At 61.1% G+C, this 4,968-nt stretch carries 4 protein-coding genes and 1 pseudogene; all 5 read left to right on the forward strand.

Translation table 11 applies throughout. From position 1 onward, the window contains the following. On the forward strand, positions 1 to 887 hold an 887-nt coding region (locus VNX23_RS15325), incomplete at its 5' end, for a carbohydrate porin (protein WP_325631355.1). A 415-nt stretch (positions 888 to 1,302) separates the two neighbouring features. Next, positions 1,303 to 2,211: a hypothetical protein gene (locus VNX23_RS15330; RefSeq protein WP_325631357.1), complete on the forward strand. Its 909-nt coding sequence runs from the start codon at positions 1,303 to 1,305 to the stop codon at positions 2,209 to 2,211. 38 nt (positions 2,212 to 2,249) lie between these two features. Further along, a complete protein-coding gene (locus tag VNX23_RS15335; RefSeq protein WP_325631358.1) occupies positions 2,250 to 3,317 on the forward strand; it encodes an AI-2E family transporter in 1,068 nt (355 codons plus the stop codon). 40 nt (positions 3,318 to 3,357) lie between these two features. After that, on the forward strand, positions 3,358 to 4,767 hold the full coding sequence (locus VNX23_RS15340) for a patatin-like phospholipase family protein (protein ID WP_325631360.1): 1,410 nt from the start codon (positions 3,358 to 3,360) through the stop codon (positions 4,765 to 4,767). 81 nt (positions 4,768 to 4,848) lie between these two features. Further along, positions 4,849 to 4,968 (forward strand): annotated as a pseudogene (locus VNX23_RS15345) (transposase zinc-binding domain-containing protein); the annotation flags it as partial.

Below are 4,968 nucleotides of genomic sequence, written 5' to 3' on the forward strand. Positions count from 1 at the left end.
CAGTTCCGGCCGTGTTTGGCCTTCGGGACATTGGCTCGCTTTGGTCCAACTACGAGTGGACGTCGTGGAACCAAGGCTTCCGCATTGAAGATCTCTTCTGGGAGCAGAAGATTGGCAGCCAATTCAGCTTTCGCGTCGGCAACCAGGGCCCGCAGGCTGTCTTCAACTTTTTTCGCTTCAAGGATGCGCGAACCGGGTTCACTGCCAGCCCGGCCGCTTTCAATGAGACAATCCCATACCCGACCTTCGGACTAGGCGCGTCGTTCCGGCTGTGGCCGATTGTGACCGACCCGGGCGTTTACGTCGTTGGCACATTGAACGACATGAACGGCGATCCGGCCGCAAACGGCCTGGACTGGAGCACCTTTGGGAAGCGTCAGTATTTCTACGGTGTCGAACTCGGCAAGGACTGGCGGCGCGACAACGGCGAGTTCGACCACCTCCACCTTGACCTGTTCTACGCCGATCGACGGAGCACTCGCAATCCCGACACTTCGCCGAACGTGGCGGGCGGGGGCTTCAAGCTGGCCGGCGAGAAGCAGATCGGCCAAATCGTGGCCTTTGCGAACTACGTGTACAACACCGCGCAGGGCGGCGGGATTTCCACAACCGTCTCCCGGCACACGGCGATCGCGGGCGTGGCGTACCTACGCCCGTTTGATATTCAGGGCGAGGTCGCGGTCTCGACGATGTGGGCTCGATCCTTTGCGAATCTTATACCTGGGGTTGACGCCAGGAACCAATACGGCGTGGAAACATACTGGACTATCGGGGTAACGCCGAACAGCAGCCTCACCCCCGGTATCCAGCTTATTTTCAATCCGGCCCTCAATCCAAGCAGGGACTTTGTCGCAGTTCCGCACGTGAAGTTCAGAATTTTCTTTTAAGAGAGCCCATTTGAGCGGTGTCAACTAAAGTTCGTAACATGTGCGATCGAGGCGTTTTACCGCTTTCACTTCACGCGCAACTTCGCTTTAACACCCAACTTCAAGCCAAAATTGATCCCAGCCTATACCCAAACAGGAATGTGATCTTCGTCGCAAGTCCGGACACGCCCCAGTTTCAACGAAATCCGCCGAGTCCCGACACCGACGAGTTGTGGAACATGACGCTGTTATGGGGATCGAGCCAGGTTCCGTCTTGGTCGCTCTATCCGCTAGCCCAATCCGGCACACGGTCCGCTGACCTGGCCTCGACGGAGCGTGACCCGGTAACAGATGCCGCCGAAAGCTCCGTTAGATCTGCATCTGGCGGAGGATTCAGATCCGCGGGCCTGACGGCGACAGGGGGAGGGAGACGAAGATGCGCTTCGCACTCGCGCTGGGACTGACCTTGTACTGCCTGCTTGGTACCGCACATGCGCAGGATCGGACGGACTCACATCTTGAGAGTGACCTGAGCGACACCGCTCTCGCGCAGGAACTTGCCAACCCAATCGCCAATCTGACCAGCGTACCGTTCCAGAACAATTTCGATTTCGGCGGCGGGCGCGGCAACGCTTTCCGCTACACGCTCAACGTGCAGCCGGTGATCCCCTTTACGCTGAATGACGATTGGAATTTGATTACCCGCACGATCGTCCCGTTCGCCCATGTCGAGCGCGTCTTTCCGCAGCCGGAAACAGGCATCAGCGATATCGTGCAGAGTTTCTTTCTCTCACCGGCACGACCTGTGAACGGCATCACCTGGGGTGCTGGTCCGATTTTTCTCTACCCCAGCGCGAGCAATGATTTCATAGGCTCCGGGCAATGGGGCGCGGGGCCCACCGGCGTTGTGCTGAAGCAGTCCGGCGGCTGGCTCTACGGCATACTCGCCAACCATCTCTGGGCGGTAGGCGGAGTGCCGCACCTGCCGAGTGGCACCCTCCCGCTCCTCGAGGTCCCGAATAGCGGGATTGCAGATCCCGGCTTCGTGAAAACCACCCCTGGGAACCGCCGGCGTGAGAGGGTGAACGCCACTTTGATCCAGCCCTTTCTCACTTATACGTTCCCTACGCAGACGACACCCTTCCTGAGTACAGAGACCATCTACGACTGGAGTTCGCGGCAATCGATTGTGCCGATCAGCGTCGGCGTCAACCAACTCGTCTTCATCGGGGGCCAATTATTGCAGGTTGGCGGCTTGATGCGCTACTTTGCCGAGACACCGCGCGGCGGACCGAACTGGGGATTTCAGTTCCGCGTGACGTTAGTCTTTCCACATGGATCGTAACTAAGGCCACGCCCGGGGCAGGTTGGGGGGAAGCGGTTGTGCATTTCGATAGCCCGCCAACACCGGTCGGGGACCGCACGTTACGGCTTGCGGCGCTGATCTGCGCCATCATCCTCACGCTCGCAGCCTTGTCGCTGGCGCACAGTGTGATGATCCCGGTAACCTTCGCCCTGCTCGTCATCGCGCTGGTATGGCCATTGCAACGGCGGCTGAAGAGGAAGCTGCCGCAGCTTGTCGCCGTCTTGATAACCGCCGCCGTCGCCCTGCTCGCGATCGGCATCGGCTGCTGGCTGATCGTATGGGGTTTCGGCAGGATCGCGCAGTGGGTAATCACGAATTCCGCGCGGTTGCAAAGCCTGTACATTCACGTCGCCGACCTACTCGAGCAGCGCGGCCTCTACGCCGCCGAGCTGATCGCCGAACAGTTCGACATGTCGTGGATCCTCGGCGTTTTGCGCGGCATCGGCGGCAGCCTGCAGGGCATCGTTACCTTCGGGCTCGTGACTTTTATGTTCGTCATCCTGGGCTTGCTCGAATTGGAGCCGCTCGGACGCCGCCTCGGCGAAGTCGGAAGCGGCACTTTTGGCGCCGTCGCGATCGACGCCGCAGCGGAAATCGCGGGAAGACTGCAGACGTACATGCTTGTGCGCTTCGGCATGAGCCTTCTGACAGGGCTCGGCTTTTGGGCCTTCACCGCGGTCTATGGTCTCGATCTCAGCCGTGAATGGGGCGTCATCGCCTTTGTCTTGAACTTTATCCCGTTCATCGGATCGTTCATAGCTACAATCCTGCCGACACTTTTTGCCGCCGCTCAATACGAGTCGTTCTCGCCGGCGATCGTGATGTTCGTCGGCCTCAACGTCGTCCAGTTCGTCGTCGGCAGCTATATCGAGCCGCGCGTAACGGGAGCGGCGATCTCGATCTCCCCGTTCATGGTTCTGTTTGCGGTATTTTTCTGGGCAATGTTGTGGGGCATCGCCGGTGCCTTTATCGGCGTGCCTATCCTGATTGTGCTGGCGACCCTGTGCGCCAGAAACCCGGCGACCCGCGCAATCGCGACCGTGCTTTCGCCGGATCGTCCGCTACTCAATCGAGCCGTCCCGTAGGGTTGCATTCCATGGGTCTGTTGAGCGTTCGGTTCGGCGCATGAGCAAATGGCACGTGCTTGGGCTCGCCGTGGTGCTGCTGCTCGGCGGCTGCAGCTCGCTGCGGGTGCCGATGAACGAGCCGCTGCGGTCGGCCGCGGGGAATACCGAATATCGTCTGCTCGACGTGAACCGCGGCGGCGGCGCCGAAAGCGCCCTGGTGCTGGTCGCCCTCTCGGGCGGCGGCAAGCGCTCGGCCGCTTTTGCTTTCGGCGTCCTGCGCGGAATGAGGGACATCCCCGTGCGCCCCGAAGCGACGAACAGTACCTTGCTCGACGAAATCGACTTTTTGGCCGGGGTCTCGGGGGGATCCTTTCCGGTGGCGTATTTTGGCCTCTACGGCAAGAAGTCGTTCGAAACCTTCCCCGACGAATTCCTTTACCCCGACATCGAGGCCTATATCTGGGGCACTTTTCTGCTGCCGTGGAACTGGGACTGGGTATTCAATCCGCTCGTCGGCACCAACGACCGCATGACATCGGTCTACGACCGGCTGATGTTGCACGGCGCGACGTTCGAGGACCTTTATCGGCGCGGCCGTCCTCAGGTTAGCATCAATGCCACCGACATCAGCTTTGGCAGCCCGTTCGGCTTTCTGCCGCAGACTTTCGACGTGATCTGCTCCGATCTTGCGACCCTCCCGATCGCTCGCGCGGTCGCCGCTTCCAACGGCTTTCCGGTGCTGTTCAGCGCGGTGACCCTGCGCAACTATCGCGGGCCGGATTGTCCATTGCCGTCGCCGGTGCCGCCGCAAGCATGGGAACGCGCCGAAACTGATTTGCGTGCGCGCGCACTGATCGAAAACCTGCATCGCTATTCCAGCGACCAGAGAACGCCGTGGATTCATCTGATGGACGGCGGCGTTTCGGATAATTTGGCGCTGCGGGTGCTGCTCAATGATGTGCTTCTATTGGACACCGGAACGGATCGGGTTGCGGCCGGTCTGCTGCCGGTGCGGCGCATTCTAGTCATCACCGTCGACGGCCAGTCGGCGCCGAACCCCAACTGGCCGCGCCAACGCATCGTCAGCGGGCTGGGGCAGATCATTTCGGCGGTCACGAGCACACAAGTGGGGGCCTACAACATCGAGACCCTGATCGCCGTCGAAGCCGCTGTCGACGATCTCGTCGCCCATTTGCGCACGCTGCGCTGCCGCCAAGGCGCCGTTATTCGGGGTTATGCGTGCGGCGATGTTGCCGGGAAGCTGTTGCGGGTCAGCCTTTCCGATTATCCCGATCCGGAAACCCGGGCGCAGCTCACCACGATCCGCACCGGCCTCACCTTACCGCGCGAGCAGGTCGATGCGCTCGTGGCTGCGGGCCAGACGATGATCGGTCGCGATGCCGGGACGATCGCAGCGTTTCTGGGAAGCCCTGGCCTATCAAACGAGAAGGTGGCAGGCCGGCCATAGCGGGCGGGCGTCGTGGCCCGCGATTTGTGGCCTCTCGCATCATTTTTATTCTAATCCGGACGGCAGGCGGTTTTTCGCATGCACCGCCATTGCCCCAAGTGCCAGGGCGCGGCGACAAAGGACTGGCTCGCCGCGCGCGAGGCCGATCTGCTGCCGGTCGGCTACTTCCACCTCGTCTTTACGCTGCCGGCCGAGATCGCC

It is taken from the genome of Bradyrhizobium sp. (assembly GCF_035570375.1).
Classification (GTDB): Bacteria; Pseudomonadota; Alphaproteobacteria; order Rhizobiales; family Xanthobacteraceae; genus Bradyrhizobium.

Coding starts and splice junctions, on each gene's coding strand:
- VNX23_RS15330 (WP_325631357.1), top strand. CDS start 1,303: ATGCGCTTCGCACTCGCGCTGGGACTGACCTTGTACTGCCTGCTTGGT.
- VNX23_RS15340 (WP_325631360.1), top strand. CDS start 3,358: ATGAGCAAATGGCACGTGCTTGGGCTCGCCGTGGTGCTGCTGCTCGGC.